Origin of the sequence: Novosphingobium sp. G106, assembly GCF_019075875.1 — a bacterium.
Taxonomy (GTDB): Bacteria; Pseudomonadota; Alphaproteobacteria; order Sphingomonadales; family Sphingomonadaceae; genus Novosphingobium.
On sequence record NZ_JAHOOZ010000001.1, the window covers coordinates 3,544,054 to 3,568,499 of the forward strand.

Genomic DNA, 24,446 nt, shown 5'->3' on the forward strand with positions numbered 1-24,446 from the left:
CCAGGTAGCGCAACCATATCGAGCGACAGGCCAGCTAATTGAGCCTAACCGTCATCGCTCACGCCGGGATTGTAACATGCGCATTGCGACGAGGGACGTTGGGAAATCCTAACTTCGCAATCAGTTCATTAAGTGCACGCAAAGATGACTTCAGCCTTTCTTGGGCGCTGCCTCGACATCGCTATAAGCGCAGGCAAGCGAGGCGATCTGACTGATGGATCGTGCCCCATGGCGTGGTGTAGGATCGCGGGCGTGGCCACGTCGATCTCCGGCTAAGCCGGATTGATCAGGCTGCCATGCTTGGCAACGTGATGATGGCATTGTCGCTCAATCCCGCGACGCTCTCAAGGCTCATGTAGCGGCAGCGCTGGACCGCCCATTCGTCGTTCTGTTCCAGGAGGATAGCGCCGACGAGGCGGGTTATCGCTTCATCGTTGGGGAAGATTCCGACGACATCGGTCCGCCGCTTGATCTCACCGTTGAGGCGTTCGATGGGGTTGTTGCTGTGAAGCTTGGTGCGATGCTGCGGCGGGAAGGTCATGTAGGCCAGGACGTCCTCTTCGGCGCTGTCCATCAAGGCAGAGAGCTTGGGGACCGAGGGACGAAGCTGGTCTGCAACTGAGCGCCATTGAAGCTTTGCGGCCTCAGGTGTCTCCTGCGCAAAGGCCGTGGCGATGAACGCCGATACGACCCGGCGCCCGCTCTTTCCGGCATGCGCCAGGGCATTGCGCATGAAGTGGACGCGGCAGCGCTGCCAGGTTGCGCTGAACACCTTGGCAATGGACGCCTTGATGCCCTCATGGGCATCGGAGATCACGAGCTTCACGCCGCGCAGGCCTCGGCGAGCCAGGCTACGCAGGAAGTCGGTCCAGAAGGTCTCGGCTTCGGAATGGCCGATCGCCATGCCGAGCACTTCGCGGCGACCGTCACTGTTGACGCCGACGGCGATGATGACGGCGACCGACACAATCCGGCCTGCTCGCCGGACCTTGATGTAAGTCGCATCCATCCAGACGTATGGCCAATCGCCCTCGATGGGCCGCTCGAGGAAGGCTTTCACGCGCCCGTCGATTTCTCCGCAGAGCCGGCTTACCTGGCTCTTCGAGATGCCGCTCATGCCCATGGCCTTGACAAGATCATCGACCGATCGCGTCGAGATTCCCTGGATGTACGCTTCCTGGATGACAGCGGTCAGCGCCTTCTCGGCCATCCGCCGGGGTTCCAGAAATCCGGGGGAAGTAACTGCCTTTGCGCAGCTTGGGGATGCGCAGCTCGACCGTGCCCGCCCGGGTCTCCCAGTCGCGATCCCGGTAGCCATTGCGCTGGGCCAGGCGCTCGACGTCCTTCTCGCCGTAAGCGGCCCCGGTCAGGCCGCCGACCTCCATCTCCATTAGTCGCCGCGCGGCAAAGCCGATCATATCGCGCAGAAAATCCGCATCCGGGCTCTTTCCCACCAGCGCCTGCAGGTCCATCATGTCTTCGGTCATCGGAACGTCCTCGTTCAAGTTGAGTGTTGCAACCCAACCTTATCCGAAGATCTCCGATGACCACCCGCGAACCTGACCGGCCGCTACAGCGCTATATGGAAAGCGCGCGTCCGGTCAGCTTCGCTACCCTCGAGCTACACCACCATCCGGGGCACGACCGACTGATGCAAAGATCGCCTGATGGACCGCGCCGTACGACCCAAAATGATACAGATGTAGTTCGGAGGACATCGCGCACCGGCAACGCACAAGCAACACAGTCGCCTAGGCCAACCGATAAAAATCCCTAATTTTCTGTAACTTGGAAAGAACAGAGGCCATCTGCCTCGGCAGCCGACCAGCTTGCCCTGTATGGTCGCGAAACGCCCCAGCGATCAGCAAGACAACGCCAGTTCAGCGAGATTGGTTTTTATCAATTGGCCTTCAAGCAAGGCCCATGCCAACGTCAGGTGATGGGTTCTCGGGAGCAAGTCTACATGATCCGTAAGTTGCGCGACGCTGGCCGGATCACCGTTCCGGCGAAAAATGGTAGTCGACTGCTTACTGCCAACCAGGCCGAAGCCGTAAATGTTCAGGACGCACAAGGACGCTTCGACCCGGAGGCCTGGACGGCAGTCTTGGAAGAGCAGCGGCTTTGCATCGCCGCGGCAGCCGGAGTGGATCCGTCAAAGGTCCGATTTCACATCGGTCATTGAAACCATTTAGCGAAGAAACCGGCCAGCCGTGATGACGGCGGTTTCTCGAACTCGGACGGTTCGCCCAGTTTCGGCAATCTTATCAAAATCCGTAGGCCAGGCTCGGCATTTTCAATCGACACCTCTCCGCCATGAGCGCGCGCGGCCGCAGCAACGAGGCTGAGGCCCAGCCCGTTCCCTGGCGTCGTACGGCTGGTTTCTGCACGAAAGAACCGTTGCAGAAGTTGCTTGGCGTCCGCTTCGGAAACGCCCGGACCGTTGTCTTCCACCGAAAGCATGGCTCGAGAACCCTCCGTCGCCAGCGCGAGCCGGATCGCCGTCCCGGGCGGCGTATGGATGCGCGCATTGTCGAGCAGATTGGCCGCGAGCTGGGTCAATAGCCCATAGTTTCCCATGACGACGATGTCCGGCTCGATTTCCCATTCGATAGTATCGCCCGCGTCGGTCAATGGGGGTTCGAAGCTTTCCGCCACTTCGCTCATCAGCGCGCTCAGATCGACAGGCTTGAAGCTCCGCTCGACATTCCCGCCCTCGACCTCAGCGATGCGCAGGATCGCGGCGAACAACTCCAGCATCTCGTCGCCGATATCGAGCACGCGCTGTTCTGCGCCATCCACCTGGCCGAGGCGGTCGGTCTGGCAGAGCAGACGGATCAGCGGTTTGCGCAAGTCATGGGCAATATCGCTCGACACTTGCTGCAGGTTCTCCATGAGGCCCGCAATCCGCTCCAGCATGAGATTGAATGTGCGCCCCGCCGCATCGAATTCGTCACCGGGATCTCGCACCGGAACCCGCCCCACGATATCGCCCGAGATGATGGCGGAAGCCGTGGCGGTGATCAGGTCCAATCTTCGGCGCAAATAGCTTGCCAGCAGCAGGCAGCCAACCGCGCTCCCCAGCAGCAAGGCGACGAGCGCAATGACGAAGATTTTGGCGACCATCCACCGAGTTTCTTCGATTCCGCTCGAATCGCCCGCGACGACCAGCGTGTAGCCCAGCTCGAGATTGGTCGTGAGCGCCCGCCCGACATGCTCATCTCCGTCAGCATCGCGAATGCGGAGCGATGCAAGCCCGGTCGGCGGAGGCGATAGGTCGAGCTTGCCGGCTATCTTGTTGCCGCTGGGATCGAACAGGGCATAATTCAGACCATTGCCTGGCCCTTCCTCCCGCGAACGGATTTCCCGCAGCAGTTCCGCCCGGGTTGGCTCATGGGACAGGTCGGCGACTTCCTGGACGATTTCCCGATCCTGGAAGCTGTGCATCTTGGCGTCCGCCAAAAAGAACACGGCCAGCGCCAATACCAGGAGGCCCCAGCCTGCCACGGCAGCAGTCGTGATGGAAATGCGATAGGCGGCGCTCGATCTAAGCTTGGGCATCGACCCGCATTCTATAGCCCTGACCGATGACCGTCTCAATCGGATCATCGGCAAAGCCGTCGCGCAGCTTCGCACGCAAGCGGCTCAGATGGCTCTCGACCACATTGGTCTTCGGATCGAAGTCATAACCCCAGACCTGCTCCAGAAACATCTTCCGCGTGACCGGCCTGCCGGCATTGCGCATCAGCAGCTCGAGTAGCGTGAACTCGCGATGCTGCAACGTTACCTGTCTTCCGTCGCGGGTGACCCTGCGCTTGATCAGATCGATCGCGATGTCACCGATTTCGATACGCGTCGCTTCACCGCGTGCCGCGCGCCGCAGCAGGGCGTTCATGCGCGCGACGAGCTCCGAAATATCGAAAGGCTTGACCAAATAGTCATCCGCTCCCGCGTCCAGCCCATCGACGCGATCCGAAATACCACCCATGGCGGTCAGAACCAGAACCGGCGTTTCGATTTCGGCGGATCGAAGGCCGCGAAGCACGTCCAGGCCTTCTCGCTTCGGCATCATGCGATCGAGCACGATCATATCGAACCGTTCCGTAGTGCCGAACTGCAGCGCTTCCTCGCCATTCGACACGCGGACAACTCGGTGACCGAGCTTCTCCAGGCCGCGTTCTACGTAGCCGGCTGCCTCGTCATCGTCTTCAGCAAGAAGGACACGCACCTTCGCCCCCTCGGCATTGCAGGGATTAACTCGATTGAATTTAGTCTATCGAGTATTTCTAATTTTTAAAGGGCGTACGTTAATCTCTCTTCGGGATAACGATCTTTGACTGCCATTCGGATCAGTACTCGATCAAGATCGTGATATTCTTCGGTCCCGTGCCCGATGCGTCGGCAATCATCTGCTTTGCCCGAGCTATGACTTCGGACAGGGCTTCGACCGGCGCTGACGTCAAGCCCTCAGTCGTGGGCTGAATGGAAGAACCCTCTCGATCTTCAGCTTCCGCCTCGGCCGGCTTCGCGTGCATTTCCCCGTTGGTCATACGTGGCTGCAATTGCTGCGGCGACACATCCAATGCGCGGGCGAGCGGCGTCATCAACCTCGGCCGAGGCCTGCTGTCGCCCTTTTCCCATTTCCAGATGGTGACCGATGACACGCCGACGAGACTCGCCAACGCACGCACCGACAGCCCCTGCGCCTCGCGAAGCGTCCGGAGTTGATGCGAAAAGTCTTGCTGCATCTCAACCAACCTTCTTCTCCTGAGAAATGCGCATTGAAGGAAGGTTCCCGCCGTTGAACCCAAACGATGCAAGTTTGGCAATTTCCTGTCAACTAATGCTTTGCAGCTCATAAACCATATGATGGACAGAATTAGCGAATTTTCGCTTACACGGCTCACGAATGTCCCAAAATGGCGGAATTATCGAGTAGAAAGTGCCTCGTACGAAGCACAGAGCGTCCGCCAAGCGGACAATGCGCATGATGTTTGACCGCCGAGAGACGGTAGCGATAACTCTGCGAAGGGGAAGCGGGCGGAAGAGCAACTCGCGACGAGGCCTGCGCGATTGCCTTGCACGATTTCCGCAATGGAACCGCCACGGTAAGAAGGGGAGAGAAAATACTCGCCCGGCAATTCTGCACAAAGTGGGAAGCAATGGGTCCGACGCCTGCCGCGCAGCGTTGATGATCGCAGCAGCCGAGCCGTTCACACCGTCGGCGGGGCGCTGTTCCCGGTCCACCGGAATTCGCTGCACAGCCGGCTTTTCCGTCAGCGCGGCTTCTCGAAGCTCATGTAGCGTCCGGAAAAAATAAACCCCTCCGCCGAGGCGGAGGGGAATCCAAAGGGGTATCAATCATTTGGACCTGGCTCCGTTTCCGGAACCGAGCTTGGAGTTAGCACGCTCAATCCCTGCCCCGTAGTTGGTTTTTCCCAACGAAAATGGCACCCGCATGCAAAAAGGGAGCGCTTTCGCGCTCCCTCTCGCAAACCTTGAAGGTTAAGTCGCTCAGGCGAAGTTGTAGCGAACCGCCTGGCGCTGCCGGCGACGCAGCGCGCCACCCGCGAGACCGATGCCGAGGATCATCAGACCCCAGGTCGCGGGCTCGGGAACCGCACCCCCCGTCTTGTAGAGCGAAACGCCCGAGACCGAACCGTTCTGGAAGCTGAAGCTGTCGAGGTTCGTGCCGGCGTCGAAGCGATAGAAGGCCGTCACACCGCCGGGATTGTTGGGAACAGGTCCCTGCCCGTTGCCATAGTGCACACCGATATAAGTGATCCCATTCAACAGCGTCGCGAAGTTCCCGGAGTTGTCGAGCTTTTCGAGAACGTTGATCGTACCGGTAAGGCCGAGCAGGCCGAGCGCAGTGACCTCGTCAGCGCTCGCGGCGCCGCCCGCGCCCGACTTCAGAACGTTCTTGTCATAGTAACCCGCGCAGGCCTGCGCGTTGGGGATGATGTCATCCAGGCCCACGACGCTGCAGCTGGTGACGATATCAACGGCTGCGGCCGGCGCAGCCATGCCCATGGTGCCGAGCGTCGCGACGGCCGCGGCGAGAGCGATCTTCAAACGGTATGCCATCGTTAACCTCCAAGCTAATACGAATGCACATTGCCGTCGCTGCGGCCTGATGCAGAATCAATGCTTCCCGATCACGGGATCGTATAACCTTGGTTACCTTTTGAGTCGAAGGTTTTTAACGTTTATTTACCACTGTTAGCCGCCATTTAGGCCTTCCGTGCCATAACGGGGCACTTTTCGCGATAAGCCTTGTTAATCCGCTGCCGAGCCCCGTTAGCGCGGCTAAATCTGCTACCTAACGATAAGGTCCGCAGGGCGGATGGACGTGGATGACGGCGTACTTGTCGGCGTAGACCCGTTTCCAGCCTGCGGACCCATCGAGGAGCTTCACAAGCGCTGCGCTGACGCCCGGCGCTGGCATCTACGGCGGCTTCGGCGCAGCCGAGCGCTGTCTCGACATCCTCGAGCGCGAGCTGAGCTGATCGTCATCGAGCGGTTCGGAACTACGGCCGAACAGATGGCACTCGAAAGCCTCGATGATCGCCCTCAGGCGATCAACTTCTGCGTCCGTCCTCTCGAGCTTGCGGGCCTGTTCGAGGACGAGCGCCCGCAGCGCATCGACATCGTCAGGGAGGTCCGCTTCCGTGAACATGGAAGCAGTGAATCAGCCAGCGAACGCCCCGCCAACCGGCGATCTGCAGGGCCATCGGTCGGCGTCCACCATGGACGCGGCGCCAGTCGGGACCCTCGAGCAAAGCCCCGAGTTGCGCCTCTGTCAGGCGCATCACGCCGTCCTGGCTGCCGGGCCACTTAAAGCCGCCCTGCTCGAGCTTCTTAGCCATCAAGCATAGGCCGGTACCGTCCCACCAGATCAGCTTGATCCGGTCGCGGCGCTTTGCCCGGAAGACGTAGATCACGCCGGGAAATGGATCGCCGCCGTACTACGGCCGCCAATGCGTCTGGTCCTTTGCGAAAATCCACGGGCCGCGTCGCAATTACCACTCGCGCACCGGCGCCGGGTCCAATCATCGCGTTGCCTTGAGCGCTTGGATTACTGCCGCGATCAGCCCCTTATCCGCGCCGCGCGCGATCCTGACCGCCACGCCGTCGATCTCTAGCTCTACCGCGCTCGGAGGCGATCCCCGCCGCCGACGTCGCCGCTTCGCGACCGGTGTTACTTCGGGCGAAGGCAGGTGCTCGATCACTGCGGGAACGAAGAGGGGCGCCGGGCGGACGAGACCGGAAGCGGCACTCCTCGCGTCTCCAGCTCCTTGCGCAACTCCCCGCGCCACGTGAACAACTGCGAGGGACAGATGCCATGCCGGCGAGCCACGGCGCTGATGGTCTCTTGGCTCGAATAGCTCTCTGCTACGGTCGAGACCTTTACCTCCGGCGGCCAATCACGGCGCTTGCCTGCGCCGGTGAAAACCTCGAACCGACGAATAACGCTAGTGCCAGCATCATCACATGACATCGTCATAGCACCAGCGACCTCCGCCCGACCAAGGGCGGCAAGACTCGGTGCTGCGGATCACCACCGCAAGGTGGGGCTCAAGCTCCCCTTACCTACAAAGCGATCATGGGTAACCCGCCGCTCAAGCATCAGGACTGCGTTGAAGCGATGGTCGGGGAGCCGCTGCAGTTCCCCCCTTGTTGCTCGGCTAGGGCCTCGGCGACCGCGCGTTGGGTCGTCCCGTGCACGCGTGCATTGGCGACCGTATCGCACCAGTCGATGAGCTGAACATTGAGGTCCTCCATGTTGCGAAAGGATCGTCCCAGGAAGAAGTCCTCGCGGTTATAGTGGAACTCCCACTCAACCTTACCCTTAGTCAGTGGGCGTGTAATTCTCCGCAAAAGTGGGCTTTGAAAATTCCCTGATTGTTGGACCTGGTTGCCCAATGAGCCGGGGTTAACCTCGGTTCATCGACGCCTTGCCAAGGACTTCGAGCAAACAATCGCCTCAGCCACTGCCTGGCTATTCATCGTATCGGTGCAGCTATACGCACGCCGCATCGCGAGGGCTTGAGATCGCAGCGGATAATTTTGAATCGGACCCTCAGCGGTCGCGAACTTGAAGTGGCGAGGTTTGCGCGGTTCAGCCTCAGCAGCAAGGAGATCGCGAGGATGCTGCGCGTATGCGACGGAACCGTGAAAAAGCAGTTACACCATATTCTGCCGAAACTTCACTTAAACAGCCGCGTCGACCTCGTGCGCCTTCTCCCGGCATTCCAGGGAGCCCAAAATCCCCGAGAGGAGATGCCTGAAAGCTAACGGCTTCGAGAAGTAGAAGGGCCGTGGCGGCTCAAGGGCAGGCTCGGATCTAACTCACCAATTTTCGCAGATCAGATCGGGTTTCCGGTCAACGAAAGCATTGCGAGCACCGCGCCGGCGCCGATCGCTATGCCATAGGGTAGGCTATCATACAGCGTCTCGCCGCCTTTCCGGCTGATCGGCAGCCTGCGAATACGGCGATAGGCGAACCAGACGACCAGCAGCGCAAGACCAGAGATGGCGATGCAGACCAACAGGAACGCGGCCTTGCCGACGGTGAACCAGGCTGCGACCGCAGCGTAAAACTTTGCATCCCCGCCGCCGAAAATCCCGAAACGGAATAGCACCATACCGGCGGCGAGTACGATGACCATATGCAAAAACTGGCTGCCCAGAATTGAGAGCCCGCCGAGAAACAGCCCTGCGGCCAGTCCGGCGAGAGCCGTCACGGCGCACAACCAGTTCGGAACGCGTCGATGAAACACGTCCGACCACGAAGCGACCACGGCGGCAAGGGAGAGTGCCGCCAGTGGCAGGAATTTCAAGAACATCAGTGCTTAGGATCCGCCTTGGTCGCCACGGCCTTCGCTTCGGGCATATCTAACCGCACAAGAGGCTGGAAATTGTCGGGCACCTTAGGCGCCAGCACAACCCGGGCCAGCGGCTTGAATCGCTTGTCGAGCGACAAGGCGGCCGTGCGTAACGGAGCGGCCTGGGGAGCCGCCGTGGTAATGTGCACCTCGGCGCGCGAAAGCCTTTGGAGCTGTCCTACTGCCGGCTGTGTTCTCTCTGCCGACTGGGTTGCAGTCTTGGTTTGAGCGAGCAACTCGGTGCTTTGCTGGCTCGCCTGGGCCACGAGAACCGCGGCATTGCGCGCGGCGAAGCTAGGCGAACGCATCAGGAGCGTGAGATTATCGGCATAGCGAGTGTTGGCTGGATCCGCCGCCATCGCCTCGCGGAAAAAACGCTCGGCGAGATCGTCGCGTCCGAGGCGGGAAAAGGCAACGGCAAGTCCGTTCAGCGCGGGAGCGGCCGGCTCGCCGCTCGCTATCGCGCGCTGGAAGGATTCGATGGCGGAGCCCGGCTGCCCGTCAGCCAAAAGCGCACGGCCAGCTTCGGTCGAGCCGCCAACCGACGTTGCGAGAGCCTGAGCCGGTTCCGCTCGAGGCGTGTGCCGGGCGAAATGAATGCCAAGAAAGGAACTACACGCACCCAACGGGAGCGCCAGCACGACGGCTATACCTGCCTTCAAAAGTCCCTGTCGCATATTACCCTCCTCCTGCCATGGCGGGGAAAACTACCCGGACCACCCGTATGGCGGCGGGCAGCATCAGAATTCCGATCATCACTGGCAGCAAGCAAGTCACCAGCGGGATCGAAATCAGCACGGGAATGCGGTGGGCTTTTTCCTCGGCCCGCATCCGCCGCTTTTCACGCATTTCTGCCGCGTAGATTCGCAAAGTAGTAGCAATGCTGGTGCCCAACTTGTCCGATTGGATCAACAGCGTTGCGAAAGAACCGATTTCGTCTACCCCGACCGAATCCGCCATCTTGCGCAACGCTGTTTCCCGCGAAGCACCCGCGCGCAACTGGAGCGTCGCTATGGTCAACATCTCCGCAACCAGCGGATGCGAGACAGCAACCTCCCGCCCAACGCGATCGAGCGCCGCTTCGAGACCAAGCCCCGCTTCGACGCAGACGAGCATCAGATCGAGGCTGTCGGGAAACCCATTAACGATCGCAGTTTTCCGGCGGTCGATTCGAGCCGCGATATAGACCGCTGGCAGGTAGAGCCCTGCAAGCGCCGTGATCGACCCTACAATGTAGAGCTTGATGTACGACATTTGCCCGCCGGAAAGCACGTTCAGGCCAACGAAGGCGGATGGGAGCAAGATAACCAGCGCCAGACGAAGTAGCGTATAGATCTGCGGGGCAGCAGTGGATTGGAAGCCTGCCGCCAACATTTTCGCGCGCAGTCGGTCCGCCTTGGTATCGGTAAGGCTAAGGCCCGCCTTCTCGATCCGGTCGACGAGCCTCGTCCATTGATCGTCGCGCCTGCTGCGGAGCGTCTCGGGCGTGCCTGCCTGCGTCCCTGTAAGCGAACGCAGCTCGCCCCGCAGGGAAACGCGGCGCGATGTCATCAACATAACAAGCAGGGCCACCCCGCCCACTACGGCGAAAAGCGCCAGAAGAGCAGCATAGCGGGCGTAGGGATTGGCGACGAGAAAATCGATCATGTCAAACCTTAAGGTCTACCATGCGGCGAATGATGTAGACGCCCAATGCGTAAAGTAGAATTAGAGTGGAAAATCCAACAATAAAGATAGGATCCTCCGCGACATCCAGGTAAAATTGAGCATTCCCCATGAACATGCTAACAAGGGTGAGGATCGGAAGCACGGTAAGCATCCAGGCAGTCATGCGTCCTTCCGAGCTCAAGGCTCGAACCTTCATGAACATGGAGGCGCGCGCTCGAATTACATTGGACAGATTCTCCAGAATCTCTGCAAGGTTACCGCCGGTTTCGCTCTGGACGGACACGGCTACTACGAACATCCGCATGTCCTCGAGGCTCCAGCGATCGGCCATCGCCAGCAGCGCATCGGTGAGCTCGGCGCCATAGGAAACCTCGTCCGAAACCAAGCCGAACTCGCTACCGATCGGATCCCTCATTTCCTCGGTTATGAGAAAGATGGCCGAGGCGATAGGATGCCCCGCGCGCAGCGAGCGCGTAAATATGTCCAGCGCGATCGGAAACTGTTCGACCATTAGTTTCTGTCGTCGCTGTGCGAGACGGCTCATGACCATTAGCGGGAGACCGATAGAAATAGAGGCTGCGATCACCGCGACGAGCATGATCACGCCAGAGGTCAAAATGAACCGCGAAGCCATGGCGAACAGGATGATGACGCCAGTCAAAAAGCAGAAACCGATTGTCATGCCTATCGTGACCTGACGCGTGTCAAGCGGGATCGCAGACATCATGACCGCGCGCTGGAACGAGGCCCGCATGCGGAGCAGCGGGCCTGCGTCCGGTGGCAGGACCATCGGTGCATTCTTCAGCAACGTATAGTTTATGTCGTCACGGCTGATTCCCGAACGCAGCAAGGTAAGGCGACGATTGACCGCCGAGCGCTCGGCACGTCGATCCAGGTACTGTCCGAGCCCGAACTGCGAAATCAGAAATACCGACGCGAAGATCGCGATAAGCGTAAACAGTCGGACTACTAGCGGTGTCATCGCTGGTCGAACCGCGTTTGCGGCTTGAACAGCGCCGGATCCAAATTGATACCGTGTGAGGCTAGCTCGGTGGCGAATTTAGGACGAATGCCCGTGGCCTCGTGGTAGCCGAGGACATTGCCCGAATCATCGCGTCCGGTCATCTTGAAGCGGAAGATCTCCTGCATGGTGATCGTCTCGCCTTCCATACCCGTCAATTCACTAAGCGAGAGGACTTTGCGTTTACCGTCGCTCAGACGGCCGATCTGAAGAACCACGTTGATCGCCGAGCCTATTTGCGCTCGAGCCGACCGTGCCGAAATGTCGATTCCGCTCATGCCAACCATTTGTTCAATGCGCGAAAGCGCGTCTCGCGGCGTATTGGCGTGGATAGTCGTCATCGAGCCATCGTGGCCGGTGTTCATGGCCTGAAGCATGTCGAAAGCTTCACCGCCGCGGCACTCACCGAGGATGATGCGATCGGGCCTCATGCGCAGTGCGTTCTTGACGAGGTCGCGTTGGTTGACCTCGCCCTTGCCTTCGATGTTGGGCGGCCGTGTTTCGAGACGCGCAACGTGTTCCTGCTGAAGCTGAAGTTCGGCCGAGTCCTCGATCGTGACGATTCGCTCTCGCTCGTCGATGAAAGTGGAGAGCGCGTTTAGCATGGTCGTCTTGCCCGAGCCGGTGCCGCCCGAGATAATGACATTCCGCCGGCCCTGCACGATGCCTTTTAGCACTTCGGACATTTCCGCAGGCATCGAGCCCAGCTCGATCATCCGGTCCATGCTGATCGGTTTCTTGGAAAATTTGCGGATAGATAGAAGCGAGCCGTCTATGGCGAGCGGCGAAACGATGGCGTTTACGCGAGAGCCGTCTGCAAGTCGCGCATCGACGAAAGGCGAGGACTCGTCGATCCGCCTGCCGACCGCGCTGACGATCTTTTGAATTATGCGCAGGAGATGCTTTTCATCCTGGAAGCGCGTGGGTACTTTTTCAAGGACGCCAAAGCGTTCGACGAAGACCGTCTGGCTCCCATTCACCAGAATGTCGTTGATCGTCTCGTCCTTGAGCAACGGTTCCAGCGGCCCCAGGCCGAGCAATTCGTCGAGAACCTCGTTGCTGAGCGCGGATCGCTCGGCACGGTTGAGCACTTGACCGGCGGTCTCGAGCAATTCGGCGACGATATCGTTGACTTCGGGCGCAATCTGCTCGCGCGACATTTTGTCCAAAAGCGACAAATTAATTCGGTCGATCAGCTGCCGATGTATTTCGACTTTGAGGGAGAGGATCCGATCTGAAACCTCGGCTTGGACGCGGTCGGCGACCAGCGTAGGCTGCCCAGGCTGTGTCGGCGCATCAACCTTTTCGAGGTCCTGAGCACCCGAACGACGCAGCTGCCACATGCTCAACTACTCCTGGCGAGGAGGCCAGCGCGAAGCTGCTGGCCGATTTCGGCCAGATCGACGGCAAAGCGACTTTTACGTCGGATGCTGCCGACCAAGGCACCCTGATTTTGCGCGGTGTGTACCGTCGGAGCATCAAGGGCGACAGTAGCCAGGACCCTGTGGCTTAGCGTTTGAGCGACGTCGTCGACGCCAATGGTCCGAAACAGGCGCTTTTCAACACGGTTTACGACGATCTCGACGGCGCGGCCTTCGATGCCGACGGACCGGAAAAGCTCCAGGCGACGCTTGGCCTGGCGCAGGCTGGGAATACTTAGCTCAACGATCATGAGGATGGCGTCGGCTGCCAAGGCCGCCGACAGCGTCCAGTTTGTCCAATTGGCAGGCAGGTCGAGCACTACATAATCGTACTGCTCGCGCAGAAGTGTCAACACCCGCAGTAAATCGTCGGTATCGACCGATTCCAGCGGCATGATTGCATCGGGCGCGGCGATAACCGAAAGTCCGCCTTCGGCTTCGACCGCGACCGAGCGAAGCAATTCTTCATCAAGACGGTTTTCAACGCCGAGCAGGTCGGCGAGGTTGCCGCGCGGCTTGACGCCGAGGAAGTCGGCAACGCTGCCGAACTGGAGATCAAGATCGACGATTACTGCGCCTCGACCATGCGGGCCAAACGAAGCAAGGTCAGCAGCGAGATGCGTAGCGATAGTAGTAGCGCCACAACCGCCGATGGATCGCACTACGGCGACCATGGGGGCCAGATCGACCGGTTGGGGCGCTTTTGCGTCGCGCTTGGCGACGGCGTCCAGCGACACCTGAAGCAGTTCGTCGACATCGAACGGAAGCGAGACGACATCGTTGATGCCTTCGCGCACCAGCGTGCGAACCAGTGAGACATTGGCGCCATTGATTGCGGCCACCAGCAGAAGATTGGGATGATGCGCGCGAATGACACTGATCCGCTGCATCGATGCGCGATCGATAGGGTCGACTTCCACGACCAGCAGCGAGATTTCCCCGATCAGATCGTCGGGAATGGTTTCGTGCGGCTCGACAATGGCTACCCGCAATGCCGGCAGGATCGAGGCGCTGGCGGAGGTCGAAAGGACATCGATATTTTGGCGCGACGCGGCAACAAGAATCCGGGTGCTGTTACGCAACGCTGCTTCCTTCAGATGCCCGGCGAGAAGATCGAGAGTACCCATCGTTGTTCCTGCATTAGCGCATCAAGCGTACCCAGAGAGGGTTGCTGAATGCCTTAATTATCCCCTTTACTCATTACCAGCCCCGCCGCCGCCACTACCGCTATTGCTGCCGCCACCTGTGCTGGTATTTGAGGTCCTTTGGCGTTCGGGCTTCTTGACCTTGTCCGTGCGATAGCGTTCAACCGCCTTGCCGGCATGTTCGCCGCTCGTCGGCGGCACCGCGTCGGCATAGACCGGATTGGGGTCGATGATCTGCGCGGCCATCGTCTCGCGGTTGGCTTCGCCGAAATTGTCGGGGCCACCCAAGTAGGGATACCCGTTCGGCTTGGCCGCGGCGTGACTGGCGGGCAGTGCTGCAACAAGCAGCGCCGCGGCGAAAATGAGCCGCTTAGTAGGCATATCCGTCCCCCTTGGTGGGTGTTTGTCCAGTCACGGCCTGCGACTGCGCTGGCGGTTGGGCGCTCGGCACAGGAGCCGGCTGCGCGGACGATTGTGGCTGGACTGGTGCCGGCGGCACCGCGGGCGCGACCGTGGTCGGCCGATAGGATTGGCCAAGCAGGAGAGTGTCGGCCTCGCGCGGGTCGAGCACTCGATCGGTCGGCAGGCGGACCTGGCCAGGCCTTATCGGCGCGACCAGATGCGGCGTGACGACAATCAGGAGTTCGGTCTCGCCTTTCTGAAAATGGCTAGATCGGAACAAGGTACCCAGAATGGGAATCGAGCCCAAAACCGGCAGCTGATTGACGGTGGTCTGGAAATCACGCTGCAACAAGCCGGCGATGGCAAAGCTCTCGCCGTCTCGCAGTTCCAAGGTCGTGCTGGCGCGACGGGTTTTGAGGCCCGGGATGGTGATGCCATTGAGCGTCAGTGATGCGGCGGGATCAATCGCGCTAACCTCAGGCTCCACGATCATGCTGATCGTCCGGTCGCCCAGAACGGTCGGGGTAAATCCGAGACTGACGCCGAAAGGCTTGAATTCGACCGTAATAGCGGTTCCGTTGCCCGTGCCCGCCCCTGCGGACTGCGCGACCGGAACTGGAAATTCGCCGCCTGCAAGGAATGAAGCTCGCTCGCCTGAGAGGGCAATGAGCGTTGGTTGCGCCAACACCTTCGCGAGGCCGCGGGTCTCCAGCGCGTTGATCGTCCCGATGATGTCGGTATTGCCAATGCTGAATGCCTTGCTGGCGATGCCGAACGAATCGGTGATCGAGCTGAGCTTCAACACGCTGTTGCCATTTGAATCGGGCGTTAGCGATGCACCCTTGCCCGTCACAAAATTGAACGATCCACCCCGGGACTGGCCGAAGAAATCAATGCCAAGGTCTTTTCCAGAGCTGCGGTTCACTTCCGCAAACTTTACCTCAAGCATGATTTGCTGGCTCGATCCCATCGACACCAGGTTGATCACCTTGTCGCCAGCGTAGGCCTTGGCAAGTTGCATCGCGCGGTCGGCGGAGCCGGCCGTATTGACGGTGCCCGTCAGCACTACCGAATCGTTCAAGATGTGCGCCTCGATCGGCTCGCCAGGCACGAGCTGGCGTAGCTGATCGTTCAGCGCGATAACGTCGGGGCCGACGGCGATGTCGAGGATCGAAAGCACGCGGCCGGCGCTATCGTAGAGTGTCAGGCTGGTCGTGCCCATTTTCTTGCCGAGCACGTAGACCGAACGGTCGGTGATCGGCAGAACATCGGCGATCTCGGCGCTGCCCAACAGCGCCCTGGCGATCGGCCGGTCGGCGCTGACCACCTGGCTCTTGTTGAGCGGCACTTCGAGCGTCCCGGCATGTAGGGACGAGCCCTCAATCGCCTCGCACATCCCGGGAGTTGCCGGCGCGATGGCGGCAAGGGCGAGCGCCAAGACGGCGTGCTTCATGCAGTTACCAGCCACGTTGTACCTCGTATTCGCTTGATTGACTGCCACGGTAGACCACCATCGTCGGGCCCTTTGGCCGGACCGGTCCAAGCATGCCAGAAGGAACCCTCGGCAGACGCGGAGGCGCTGCTGCGAGTTGCGGCGTAGGGCTCTGTGGGCGAATAAAATAGTTTCCGTTGGTGAGGTGTTTCGGCACGACGGTCATCTGGGGGCCCGCCACCGGATCAGCCACGTTGCGCAGAGCCAGGCTGAGCTGACCGAGCGTAACAGCCAGCGCGAGTTTCTGCGCGCCAAGCGTATCGACCTCCAACGTTGCGGTCTTTCCCGGGGCTGGTTTGGTCTGCGCCTCGTCGGAAACCTGATCGATGCCGAGCACCGGAACCGCCTCGAGAAGAACGTCCGTCATTTTGTCGGTCGCCTGGGCCCCTGATCCGGGGATGTTTCGCGTCAGGAGCACATCCACGCGGTCGCCAGGACGAACGAAACCACCTACACCCGTTACATCGCTGACCGGGATTGCGAAGGCAAGCTTACCAATTGGGAGGTTTGCGGAAAGAGTTGCGCGTCCATCAGCACCTGAAACCTTGGACGTCAGCACCGGCTCGCCGACAACGATCGGCCGGAGCGCAACGCGGTTATCCTTCATTGCTGCTGGAAGCGAGGTGAAAGCGCCGACGGGAACGGAGCTTGCGGGCCAGTTGGCCATGCGCAGGTTCTGCTCGCTAAGCGGCGTGCCGAACGCCAGATCCTGGCTGGCGACAACGATGCGCGAAAGTTTCTGTTCTTCGGCGACTTGTTGTTGTCGCTGCTCGACCCCCGAAAAGTAGGAATTCGCTAATAGAACAGCGATGAGGCCGACGAAAACGGCCACACCGAGTAAGATTAAATTACGCGCCTGCATCTCAGCCCCCCGAAGCAGGATAGGGCGGCCGAAATCTCGACCGCCCTTGGTATATTTCGATCAAACTGACGCGGAAGTGATCGCGCCGGTGGCGCTGTTCATAGCGCCCGAAACGGCGCCACCCAGAGCCGCCGCAGCGACGGCAATGCCAGCGCCGACGATCGCGAGGATGAGTGCATATTCCGCCGCCGCGGCGCCGGTTTCGTCACGCATGAACTTTTCAAAGAACTTAATCATGTTTGGCTCCTAATTCTAACTTCGGCCAGATTTCGGCTCCGATTTTGATCAGACCGACGCGCTGGTGATCGACGTCGTAGCCTTGTTCATCGCGCCCGAAACAGCACCACCCAGAGCGGAAGCAGCCACGGCAATGCCGGCACCGACGATCGCAAGGATAAGAGCATATTCGGCCGCAGCGGCGCCGTTTTCGTTACGCATGAAATCATGAAAGAACTTGGTCATAACCTTAACCCCTTTTTTGCGTGATGGGCTGAACGGCCCTCGCATCACGCCCGTACCTGTTTAGAGGGCTCCGGCATCTATTTCCGGCTGGCCCGCCTCGGAGGCATATTTGGAACCGGCTGACCTTTGTTTTTATAAATATTTTTGTTCGGTCCCGAAGGTCCCAAACGGGCCTCTCGATGACCCATATAGCTTCTCCCATCGGTTAACCCGCCGTCAACAAAATTCTTGTCAAACAAAATAATCTAATAATTTCAGTTGCTTAGCCAGAACCGACTTAAAAAGCAAGGTTAATTCGTCTACTTTTGCAACACTTTACCGCACGTGCACAACCTCAGATCGAAATAGTTTGTGGCGTTGCGACGGCAAACAAACATGGTTAGGGTTAATGATTCGCCGTATTTCTTATACACGCATGGTGATTGATTCAGGCGTATTCCCCACGCTTGTGGCCGCAATTTTGGCTGCGAAGCGTGCGGTTCCGGGACGTGGCTTGTCTGCATTTGTTGGTGCGGCAGCCCCCGCTGTGTGGTAAGTTAACATGCAATAGGGGTTGCGCACTGATTCCTTGAGGTCCGCCAAAAAGGCGCGTCGTATTGCGATGGGCTCTTTCGTCAAACCGTGAAGATATTGATATGGGAAAACTTAACGCACAGTTCTTGTCATTCGCTATCGGACGCAGTCTGCGGGTTTTTGCGGCGGCCTTGAAATGCAGCCGGGCTGCGATTAGCCCTTTGACCGCGCTGATGCTCGTTCCGATCTCCGGCGCGATCGCGTATTCGATGGAGGTTGGTAGCTGGGAATATCTTCAGCGTTCGTTGCAGAACGCGGCAGACAGCGCGGCTCTTGCCGCGGCAACTAACGCCCGGACCAGCGGTGTTAGCAACTATGCCGTCGAAGGCGCCGCGGCGGCGAGGAAATTTGGTTTCATAACCGCCGGCAACACGACAGTCAGGATTGACCCTCCGGCTCCGGCCGCGGGCGGCGTTACCTGCCCACCGGGATCGCCAACGAATGCGTCCGGCGTGGCAATTTGTTATGCGGCCGCGATCTCCACGAAATTGCCTCTAACATTCTCTAGGATAATCGGTTTCAACGGTGACGTGGCATACGGTTCCGGCCGCGGCCAAACAATCACGGCCTATGCCATAGCTTCCACGGCAGGCGGGGGAATTCGCTACACCCAGGGGTGCTATTATGCGATGTCGACCGACCCCTCTGCCCTCCAAGGCAATGGAATTCCGTTTGCTAATCTGACTGGATGTAGCGTGTTTTCGAACGGGGGAATCGATTGCACCGGCCATGACATGGGCGCGGACTATGCGATCTCCTCAAGCGCTACAGCGCGGCCGGACTGCGCCAGCACTCCGGCCGGGGACTTGTACGGGGCCACACTTCCACCGGTCCCTTACGCGTCGGATCCCTATGTGACCAACGCGAACAATGCCATCGCCAACAGCTGTAACACTACGGCAACCAGCGGCAGTCAATCTGCGACACTACTCGTTTACTGCGGCAATGTGACGCTAACTAATGACTTGACACTGACGTCGGCGAATACGGTGATCGTTATTAAGAACGGTACGTTGGACTTGAACAACTACAAGCTGAGCACCGCCTCAAATGCATCTGCAACGATCATATTTTCCGGTAGCGTCGCGCCGTTTGGCGATAAGAACATGAAGGGGACGATTGACATTCAGGCGCCGCCTCCGCCTACCGGCTCAAATCCGGCTTCTCCCTGGCAGGGTGTTGCAATGTATCGCCCCCCGGGTGGTTCAAATGTGTCGGCCACTCTTGCCGGTAGCAAAGCGACCTGGAAGATCACAGGCGCGGTGTATTTCCCGCAAGTTAATGTCACGATTGATGGGGTGGTAAACAAGTCCGCGAATGGCGCGACGTGTTTCATATTGTATGGGAACATAATCACGGTGAACGGCAATGGTACGATCTTGAACAGCACGAGCGGGTGCACTACGGCCGGGGCTCCGCCGCCATTAGCGGCCGCCGGCACCCGGGCTAAGCTGGTGAAATGATGAAGGTTCCACCCGTAGACATCGGACCTCCCAAAGGCGGATCGTTGTGGAGGGACTGCCACGCCGTGGCGGCGGTAGAGATGGCCCTTGTGCTGCCAATCCTTGCATTCATCGTGCTCAACATCACTGACCTCGCGATCTATGCCTACTCGCGTATGCAGGTTGATTTGGCTGCGCAGGCAGCGGTTGGTGCGGCGCGAGCGCTTTGCAATACCTCAGCTACCAACCGGCAACTGCCGGCTAAGCAGAATTGCACCGGAGTCGACGCGGCAATCGTCGCTGCGGCTCAAACCACTTCGCTTGGCAGTTCGGTCAGTCTCACGGGTACGAGCGGAGACCATTCAACGGAAGGCTACTACTGCGCCGATAACACGTCGACACTGCAGTTGGTTGCGGCATATAATGCCACTCCCCGGCCACTTGTACCGGTACCTACACGGGTAGCACGGTAGCGCCAGGCGACTACATCTCCGTGACTGCGACCTATACCTACACTCCGGTGTTCCCTGGGGCGACAGTAGGAAGTCTGCTGTCTGGTGTGATTACTCGAACTGCATGGCTGGGCCTCAATTGACCCGGCCCGCTACCCGCCACTGGAAATGGCTTGCGTCGTTTCGACGCGACACGTCAGGCGCCTCCGCGGCCGAGTTCGCACTGGTCGTGCCAGTTTTCATCTTGCTGACTTTCGGAACAGTCAGCGCCGGCGTTCTCTTATCGGCCATCACTCAGATGCATTTCGCAGCGGAGAAGGCTGCCCGCTGCCTATCGGTGGATGTCGCAGGCAATTGCCCCACTGGTGCGATCGATGCTTATGCCAAGACGTTCTACAACGGGCCAGCCGTGACGGGCCTGACTTTCACCCGCACTTCTCCAGCGCCTAGCTGCGGCAATCAGATTACCGCTTCCGGCACATATCAGTTCATCACTGGCTTTTCTTCCACTAGCGTGAACCTTTCCTCGTCAGCGTGCTATCCACTCATCTGAAACCATTCGTCGCCTTGAGAATTTACCGTGATCGACTACGTTACGGCGAGGATCGCGCATGGTCAGCCTCGATGAAGCTCACGAACGCCTTCAGCTCGTGACATTTCGCACTGCCGAGCTTTCTCGCGATGTGTCCCAGTGGTTGCACCGGCGTGGCCAGAGGCTGGTTTCTTTTCTCGATATGGGCATGGAGACTGTGATCGTCGGGTGGATTGGCCTGACTGTTTTGCTTGCCCTAGCAAAGATTGCGAATGCGAACGCATGCTTTTCAAGTTCCTGCGACGTTCTGATCACGCTGCTGCCGTACCTGCTCATCGCCTTTGCGCCGATCGCCGGATACCGGGTCGCGACGGGGGCCTTCCCGCGCGGGCTGCTGGCTGGACAGCCGGATGTGCGCTTCTGTCTCTATGGCACCTGGAAACGGCTCAATCCTGTGGCAGCTCGGCAGAGCATGGCGTTCGGGCCCGCTGGCCTGATGGCCTCGCTCATCCTGGGAATTCTGCTCAACGTACCATTTCGCAGCTTTGAATTGCTTCTGTCGCTTCCTGTCATTGGCCCCGGGGATGCGGGCTGGGCGCGGGGCCTGATGGCGGTGATGACTCTCGACGTCGTTGTGATGAATTTCTTCTACATGGTGTGCTTCGTGATGGCGCTACGCTCGGTGCCGCTGTTTCCACGAATGCTGCTGTTTGCCTGGGGCATAGATCTGTCCATGCAATTTGCCATCGCGCACTATGCCGCTACCGCGCAGGCTATGCCGCCGGCGGTGGCGCATGCGCTACAGGTCGTGCTCCTAGGCAACATCAAGAAGGTATTAATTAGCGCCGTGGTATGGCTTCCGTATCTGATCTTGTCCGAGCGGGTGAATATCACGTTTCGACAGCGGGTGCGCGCTTAGGCACGGCGTTCAGGTGGCGCCAGATCCACCAGACTGTCACTGCCGAAACCATCGACATGGGATTGACGCCGAGGGGCAAGGCCATCGCGCGCGCGAGCAACGGCGATACGTAGAGCAGCAGCAGCCAAGTGCGGCTCCAGCCCGGAAAGCCGCGTGCACGTTCGGTCTCGACCAGCCAGCACAATGGCATGACGAGAAATGGCAGATCGTAGCTGAACAAGTAGGGCGTCGCGAGCGGGGTCGCTACGAACAACAAGGCCAGCTTGCCTTCCATTGGACCAGGCCGGGCCCAGGCGCGCCAGGTTAACACGGCCATCGCCAGTGTGACGACAGCTTGTGTCGCCAGCCCAGCTTGGCTTGAGACTGCGACGCGCACCATCGCATAGACTGTTACCTGGCGCAGGAAGAATACGTCGCTGCTCGTCGTCAGAAGCAGATTGCTGGCCGCCCAGGACTTGGGATAGGCTAGCATCGTTGCGGTCCCGAACACCAGCCAGGACAGGGCGAGCAGGCCCAAGACCGAAACAGCGGCGCCGGCGACTGCGCGCCAGTGTCGCCCCGCTAGGAAGGCCACGGGAAACAGCAGCGCAAGATGCGGCTTAATGACCAGCGCGCCCACGAACAGACCGGCGACGAACGGTCGCTTGTCGAGGAGCCCGGCGACCGCGGCCTGGATCGCGCTGGTCAAAAAGCCCGTCTGAGCATGCCAGGCGGCGACGAGAGCGCCCGGAAACGCGGCGATTGGCCACGAGAGCTCGGCATGAAGCCGGCGCGTCGCGATAAACCACACCGCATAGGTCACGACGATCCAGACGACCCAAGCTTCCGGAAAGCCTAGCAGCCCAAGTGGCCAGATGCCCAGCAGCAGGGGAGGTGGGTTGACGAAGGCGAAGACGTCCTGTCGTCCCACCGTCGCCTGGACCCGGGAGAGCAGGGCCGGATCGTACGCCGCCGCGGCCTTGCCAGCGACGGCCAGTTTGGCGGCGGACCAGAATGCGAGAAAGTCGGTTCCAAGGCCCCCCCATGGCCTGGTGAAAGAACCAGGCGAGGCTTACCAGCGAGGCGAAAGCGAGGATGCAGGCATAAGCAACTGCGCGATCGCGACCGAGCCAAGCCAATTGCAGAAAAGCGATCGTTCCTCGGGGAAATCCGTTCATGGCTCTCTTTACTGCAGGCTCGGTTTCCCGGCAATTATTCGGCAATCGGAGTTCCAGTCCCGGACCCGTAAGGTCCTAGGATGTGAGTCAGGGAGATTTATAAGGCACACGAGAATGCGACGGCGTTAATCCCCGATCAAGGGCATCATTCGTGCAAAAGCTGCATATCTCTACCACAAATTGGGGCGAATCAGCCGAGGGCGACATTCCCCTTATCGACCCAATCCGGCGCTCCGGATGAAGGAATTATTCGCATGAGCAATTTCACTTCCGACAGATCGCCCGATCTCGGCGGGATGAGGCTGATGCTGTTAATTTCTAAGTCCATAATTATATCTCTCATCATCATCGTGGTTATAAGTGGAGATAACGAGTCAATTTCCAATATGATGAGAAACGACTTGACGCTAATAAGTGCTCAGATAATACTTTTAGGGTTATGCATATTAGATTTTCGAAAGATTGATCGAGAATTAAATTTGTCAATCTATCAAATTATCCTGATATCGAGTTTGATCATCGTCTTGGCATACGCTGGACACCGGTTGGTGTTGGCCGGATATAACTGTGTTCGCGATGAGCAAATGGCAGATTTTGACGCGTTTATTTATGGGCATGGGCATTTGGCGTGGCCATTGCCGTTAGCTTGGCAAAATGACGCCTCGGCATTGAATCTGCAATTCATGTTGCCCGTTTCGAAGCCGGTCGCCTGGGTGTCGAGCTATCTGCCCATGAACGCTGGGTTTCGGGCACTTGCCGGGAGCGTTGCCGATCCCGCGTTGTCTGGGCCAATATTCGCAGGGCTCTCCTTCCCCATGTTGTGGGCCTGTGGGCGCCGTATTTGGCCCGATGACAACGAGAAAGTGGTTGTCGCGTTGCTCTTGCTGGCCTGCTCGGGGCAAGTGCTCATGATGGGCATGACCGCATACGCGATGCCGGCTTATCTGTTTTTCAATCTGCTGTGGCTGTGGTTGTTTTTGAATAACCGAGTCCGCACCGATTTGGCCGCGCTTCTCGTCGGGTTTGTCGCAACGGGCCTGCATCAACCGCTGTTTCATCCGTTGTTTGCGGTGCCGTTCGTGTTCCTTTTGCTCATCGAGCGCCGGTGGCCCCGGCTGGCGCTTTTTGTTTTTGGCTATGCCATCATCTCAACCTTTTGGCTCGCTTGGCCCCATATCATCCACGGATTGGTCACCGGGCCTCAATCGACCACGGCAAGTGGCGGGGTCGATTACCAATCACGATTGGTCGGCGCATTGAGTCAAAATAACCGCAACGTGACGCTCATGGCTGAGAACATCCTGCGCTTCTTCGCCTGGCAGCACATACTGCTGCTACCGCTTATGCTCGCGAGCGCGAAAACCATACGCCGGGATCGCCTGGCCGGTGCGCTCGCAATGGGGTTCGTGCTCCCGATTATCGTGATGGCCGTCATCCTGCCTTGGCAGGGGTTTGGATTTGGCTATCGCTATCTGCACGGGGTTATCGGCAACGCCGTGCTGCTTGGCGCCTACGGATGGCGGCATCTGGCAGGCCTGCACGATCAGTTGAGGCCATATTTGCTGCGCGCATCGGCGGCAGGTGTATTTGTTATATTACCGATGCAGGCGTGGCTTGCGCACGAAACCTATCGGCCATTTGCGCAGCTTAGCGAGCAGGTTGATGCAAGCGGAGTGGATTACGTCATAATGGGCAGGACCAATCTGGCAGAGGCGAGCAGTCTCGTGACCAATAGACCCGACCTTTCCAATCGCCCAATTCGACTTTACGCCGATGACATAGGCAACGTCGGCGCATTCGCGAAGCGCATCTGCCACGGCAGGACGCTTGTTGCCCTGACTACGGATTCATTTTTTAAGCCAGCAGCTCTTTACTTCAACGTGAGGCCGTTGCCTGATTCTAGCTCCCATTCGAGCGCCTTAGCCGACCTATTGAAGGTCAATGGTTGCAAGGTCAGTTCGCTTCGATAGCATTCGAAATTCCATCAAGCGCCTGGATGATCTTTCCTCGATC

23 protein-coding genes and 5 pseudogenes are annotated in these 24,446 nt (G+C 59.2%); 8 read left to right on the forward strand and 20 right to left on the reverse strand.

Annotated features, from left to right (window positions below):
- Positions 1–286 precede the first annotated feature (286 nt).
- Positions 287–1,487, reverse strand: a pseudogene (locus KRR38_RS16945) (IS256 family transposase).
- A 476-nt stretch (positions 1,488–1,963) separates the two neighbouring features.
- Between KRR38_RS16945 and KRR38_RS16950 the strand changes: the two are divergent.
- Positions 1,964–2,182, forward strand: a complete 219-nt coding sequence (locus KRR38_RS16950) for a hypothetical protein (RefSeq protein WP_217403768.1) — start codon at positions 1,964–1,966, stop codon at positions 2,180–2,182.
- On the opposite strand, the gene KRR38_RS16955 is transcribed toward KRR38_RS16950, so the two are convergent.
- The 7 genes and pseudogenes from KRR38_RS16955 to KRR38_RS36220 form a co-directional block, all read right to left on the reverse strand.
- Positions 2,176–3,504, reverse strand: a complete 1,329-nt coding sequence (locus KRR38_RS16955; RefSeq protein WP_217403770.1) for a HAMP domain-containing sensor histidine kinase — start codon at positions 3,502–3,504, stop codon at positions 2,176–2,178. The two genes, KRR38_RS16950 and KRR38_RS16955, sit on opposite strands and share 7 nt — an antisense overlap.
- A 40-nt stretch (positions 3,505–3,544) precedes the next feature.
- Positions 3,545–4,225 carry a response regulator transcription factor gene (locus KRR38_RS16960; RefSeq protein WP_217403772.1) on the reverse strand — a complete coding sequence of 227 codons (681 nt, stop codon included), beginning with the start codon at positions 4,223–4,225 and terminating at the stop codon, positions 3,545–3,547.
- A gap of 121 nt (positions 4,226–4,346) precedes the next feature.
- Positions 4,347–4,745, reverse strand: coding sequence for a helix-turn-helix domain-containing protein (locus tag KRR38_RS16965; RefSeq protein WP_254515451.1), 399 nt, complete (start codon positions 4,743–4,745; stop codon positions 4,347–4,349).
- A 766-nt stretch (positions 4,746–5,511) separates the two neighbouring features.
- Positions 5,512–5,622, reverse strand: a pseudogene (locus tag KRR38_RS37780) (PEPxxWA-CTERM sorting domain-containing protein); the annotation flags it as partial.
- A 1,028-nt stretch (positions 5,623–6,650) separates the two neighbouring features.
- Positions 6,651–6,947, reverse strand: a pseudogene (tnpB, locus tag KRR38_RS36210) (IS66 family insertion sequence element accessory protein TnpB); the annotation flags it as partial.
- A gap of 278 nt (positions 6,948–7,225) precedes the next feature.
- Entirely contained in the window at positions 7,226–7,504 is a 279-nt protein-coding gene (locus tag KRR38_RS36215) for a transposase (RefSeq protein WP_309141071.1), read from the reverse strand.
- A gap of 78 nt (positions 7,505–7,582) precedes the next feature.
- Positions 7,583–7,863 (reverse strand): annotated as a pseudogene (locus KRR38_RS36220) (IS21 family transposase); the annotation flags it as partial.
- An 82-nt stretch (positions 7,864–7,945) separates the two neighbouring features.
- Here KRR38_RS36220 and KRR38_RS16985 point away from each other — a divergent pair.
- Both KRR38_RS16985 and KRR38_RS37785 read left to right on the forward strand, forming a co-directional pair.
- A pseudogene (locus tag KRR38_RS16985) lies at positions 7,946–8,050 on the forward strand (IS5/IS1182 family transposase); the annotation flags it as partial.
- Between the two features lie 17 nt (positions 8,051–8,067).
- Positions 8,068–8,295 (forward strand): helix-turn-helix transcriptional regulator, encoded by a 228-nt coding sequence (locus KRR38_RS37785; protein WP_217403778.1) that lies wholly within the window; start codon positions 8,068–8,070, stop codon positions 8,293–8,295.
- A 71-nt stretch (positions 8,296–8,366) separates the two neighbouring features.
- On the opposite strand, the gene KRR38_RS16995 is transcribed toward KRR38_RS37785, so the two are convergent.
- The 11 genes from KRR38_RS16995 to KRR38_RS17045 form a co-directional block, all read right to left on the reverse strand.
- Positions 8,367–8,846 carry a prepilin peptidase gene (locus KRR38_RS16995; protein ID WP_217403780.1) on the reverse strand — a complete coding sequence of 160 codons (480 nt, stop codon included), beginning with the start codon at positions 8,844–8,846 and terminating at the stop codon, positions 8,367–8,369.
- The gene (locus tag KRR38_RS17000; RefSeq protein ID WP_256449478.1) at positions 8,846–9,562 is read right to left on the reverse strand and encodes a tetratricopeptide repeat protein; all 717 of its coding nucleotides are present in this window, start codon (positions 9,560–9,562) and stop codon (positions 8,846–8,848) included. The genes KRR38_RS16995 and KRR38_RS17000 overlap by 1 nt, the downstream gene beginning before the upstream one ends.
- Before the next feature lies 1 nt (position 9,563).
- Positions 9,564–10,532 carry a type II secretion system F family protein gene (locus KRR38_RS17005; RefSeq protein ID WP_217403784.1) on the reverse strand — a complete coding sequence of 323 codons (969 nt, stop codon included), beginning with the start codon at positions 10,530–10,532 and terminating at the stop codon, positions 9,564–9,566.
- 1 nt (position 10,533) lies between these two features.
- Positions 10,534–11,535, reverse strand: a complete 1,002-nt coding sequence (locus KRR38_RS17010; protein ID WP_217403786.1) for a type II secretion system F family protein — start codon at positions 11,533–11,535, stop codon at positions 10,534–10,536.
- Positions 11,532–12,917, reverse strand: coding sequence for a CpaF family protein (locus KRR38_RS17015; RefSeq protein WP_217403788.1), 1,386 nt, complete (start codon positions 12,915–12,917; stop codon positions 11,532–11,534). Before KRR38_RS17015 ends, KRR38_RS17010 begins: the two co-directional genes overlap by 4 nt.
- 2 nt (positions 12,918–12,919) lie before the next feature.
- The gene (locus KRR38_RS17020; RefSeq protein ID WP_217403790.1) at positions 12,920–14,122 is read right to left on the reverse strand and encodes an AAA family ATPase; all 1,203 of its coding nucleotides are present in this window, start codon (positions 14,120–14,122) and stop codon (positions 12,920–12,922) included.
- 66 nt (positions 14,123–14,188) lie between these two features.
- Positions 14,189–14,521 carry a hypothetical protein gene (locus KRR38_RS17025; RefSeq protein WP_217403792.1) on the reverse strand — a complete coding sequence of 111 codons (333 nt, stop codon included), beginning with the start codon at positions 14,519–14,521 and terminating at the stop codon, positions 14,189–14,191.
- Positions 14,511–15,995 carry a type II and III secretion system protein family protein gene (locus tag KRR38_RS17030; RefSeq protein WP_217403794.1) on the reverse strand — a complete coding sequence of 495 codons (1,485 nt, stop codon included), beginning with the start codon at positions 15,993–15,995 and terminating at the stop codon, positions 14,511–14,513. Before KRR38_RS17030 ends, KRR38_RS17025 begins: the two co-directional genes overlap by 11 nt.
- Positions 15,996–15,999: 4 nt before the next feature.
- Positions 16,000–16,896: a Flp pilus assembly protein CpaB gene (gene cpaB / locus KRR38_RS17035; RefSeq protein ID WP_217403796.1), complete on the reverse strand. Its 897-nt coding sequence runs from the start codon at positions 16,894–16,896 to the stop codon at positions 16,000–16,002.
- 60 nt (positions 16,897–16,956) lie between these two features.
- Positions 16,957–17,133 (reverse strand): Flp family type IVb pilin, encoded by a 177-nt coding sequence (locus KRR38_RS17040; RefSeq protein WP_217403798.1) that lies wholly within the window; start codon positions 17,131–17,133, stop codon positions 16,957–16,959.
- Positions 17,134–17,181: 48 nt separating this feature from the next.
- Positions 17,182–17,358: a Flp family type IVb pilin gene (locus KRR38_RS17045; RefSeq protein WP_217403800.1), complete on the reverse strand. Its 177-nt coding sequence runs from the start codon at positions 17,356–17,358 to the stop codon at positions 17,182–17,184.
- Between the two features lie 596 nt (positions 17,359–17,954).
- On the opposite strand from KRR38_RS17045, the gene KRR38_RS17050 reads away from it, so the two are divergent.
- The 4 genes from KRR38_RS17050 (at position 17,955) to KRR38_RS17065 (ending at position 21,276) form a co-directional block, all read left to right on the forward strand.
- On the forward strand, positions 17,955–19,394 hold the full coding sequence (locus KRR38_RS17050; protein WP_217403802.1) for a pilus assembly protein TadG-related protein: 1,440 nt from the start codon (positions 17,955–17,957) through the stop codon (positions 19,392–19,394).
- The gene (locus KRR38_RS37790; RefSeq protein ID WP_375293464.1) at positions 19,394–19,846 is read left to right on the forward strand and encodes a TadE family protein; all 453 of its coding nucleotides are present in this window, start codon (positions 19,394–19,396) and stop codon (positions 19,844–19,846) included. The genes KRR38_RS17050 and KRR38_RS37790 overlap by 1 nt, the downstream gene beginning before the upstream one ends.
- Before the next feature lie 118 nt (positions 19,847–19,964).
- Positions 19,965–20,378 carry a TadE/TadG family type IV pilus assembly protein gene (locus KRR38_RS17060; RefSeq protein WP_217403806.1) on the forward strand — a complete coding sequence of 138 codons (414 nt, stop codon included), beginning with the start codon at positions 19,965–19,967 and terminating at the stop codon, positions 20,376–20,378.
- Positions 20,379–20,436: 58 nt separating this feature from the next.
- Positions 20,437–21,276, forward strand: coding sequence for a DUF2569 domain-containing protein (locus KRR38_RS17065; RefSeq protein ID WP_217403808.1), 840 nt, complete (start codon positions 20,437–20,439; stop codon positions 21,274–21,276).
- Here KRR38_RS17065 and KRR38_RS17070 read toward each other — a convergent pair.
- On the reverse strand, positions 21,248–22,186 hold the full coding sequence (locus tag KRR38_RS17070) for a glycosyltransferase family 87 protein (RefSeq protein ID WP_217403810.1): 939 nt from the start codon (positions 22,184–22,186) through the stop codon (positions 21,248–21,250). The genes KRR38_RS17065 and KRR38_RS17070 overlap by 29 nt on opposite strands.
- Positions 22,187–22,687: 501 nt before the next feature.
- On the opposite strand from KRR38_RS17070, the gene KRR38_RS17075 reads away from it, so the two are divergent.
- Entirely contained in the window at positions 22,688–24,403 is a 1,716-nt protein-coding gene (locus tag KRR38_RS17075) for a hypothetical protein (protein WP_217403812.1), read from the forward strand.
- Positions 24,404–24,446: the final 43 nt, after the last annotated feature.